The sequence below is a fragment of the Streptomyces sp. NRRL F-6492 genome (genome assembly GCF_001280125.1).
GTDB lineage: Bacteria > Actinomycetota > Actinomycetes > Streptomycetales > Streptomycetaceae > Streptomyces.
On record NZ_LGEG01000121.1, the window covers coordinates 1 to 1421 of the forward strand.

The window sequence follows — 1421 nt, forward strand, 5'->3', positions numbered from 1 at the left end:
GCGGTTGGTGAGCTTGCCCGCGAGCAGCGAGTGCCCGCCGAGCTTGAAGAAGTTCTCCCCCGGCAGCACCTCGTCGCGTCCCAGGATCTCCGCGAACAGACCCCGCAGGATCTCCTCGCGGGGATCCGTGACGGCGCGCGCCCCGTCCCGCGCCCCCTTTCCGGCAGCGGCACCGGCACGGCTCCGCTCGGCGGCGGCGAGGGCCTCGTGGCGCCGGTCCAGGTCCCGGCGCTCCTCGTCGGTGACCAGGCGGACGGTGTCGAGGGGCGTGTCGGCGGGCCGCTCGGCGAGGGCCGTGAGGGCCCGGCGGAACAGGTCGAGGAGGAGGAGCGCGGTCTCCTCGTCGTAGAGGTCGGTGGCGTACTGCAGTCCGAGCCGCACGCCGCCCGGTCCGCCGTCGGGACCGAGGGTCTCGGCGCAGTGGAAGCCGAGGTCGAACTTGGCGGTGGCCAGGTCGGCGCCGTCCAGGGCGCCGGGTATGCCGCCGAGGCCGCGGGCCGTGTCCTGCGCCTCCCCGGCGGTCTGGGCGCTGACCACGACCTGGAAGAAGGGGTGCCGTCCGAGGGACCGCTCGGGGTTCAGGTCCTCCACGAGCAGGTCGAACGGCAGGTCGTCGTGCGCGAACGCCGCCAGGTCCGCGTCCCGCACCCGCCCCACCAGCTCACCGAGCGTCGGATCCCCCGACAGATCGGTCCGCAGCGCCAGCGTGTTCACGAAGAACCCCACCAGGTCGTGCAGCGCGACCCGGCACCCGCCGCCCGCAGGGCAAGGGACAGCGCCGACCGCACCACCATGAAGAACGTCGCCCGCTGCGCACGGGCGAGGCCGCCGAGCGCCCTGTGCACGTCGGCGTCGACCTCCGTGGTCACCACTTCGCCCCGCCGCTGCCCGGGCTCGGTCGTCCGGGGCCGGTCGGCGGGCAGCCGCGTCTCCGCCGGAGCGCCGTCGAGCGCCGTACGCCAGAAGTCCAACCGGCTTCCCAGGAAGTCGTGTTCGGCGTCGAGGAGGTCGCGCTGCCAGAGGGTGTAGTCGGTGTACTGGACGGGCAGCGGCTCCCAGTCGGGGGCACGGTCCTCGGCGCGGGCGCGGTAGGCGAGGTCCAGGTCCCCGAGCAGGCGGTCGACCGACCAGCCGTCCGTGGCGATGTGGTGGACCAGCAGCACCAGGACAGCCGACCCGTCCTCCACCCCGAACAGTCTGACGCGGAGGGGTAGTTCACTGGTCACGTCGATCACCGTCCGGGCGAAGGCCGTCGCCCGGGTCTGCGCTTCGCCGGCGGGGACGTGCTCCTCGACCTCCACCCGTACCTCGGGCGCGTCGGTGATCCGCTGGTACGGCTCGCCGTCCCGCGCCGGATACACCGTCCGCAGCACCTCGTGCCGCTCCACCACGTCCCGTACCGCCGCCTCCAGCACCCCCGG

General features: G+C 74.0%; 2 protein-coding genes. Both read right to left on the bottom strand.

Annotated elements, in window-relative coordinates; genetic code table 11:
* The coding region (locus ADL08_RS38710) for a condensation domain-containing protein (protein ID WP_234384963.1) at positions 1 to 714 on the bottom strand (714 nt) is incomplete at its 3' end.
* The coding region (locus ADL08_RS38715; RefSeq protein WP_267889560.1) for a condensation domain-containing protein at positions 711 to 1421 on the bottom strand (711 nt) is incomplete at its 5' end. The genes ADL08_RS38710 and ADL08_RS38715, both read right to left, overlap by 4 nt.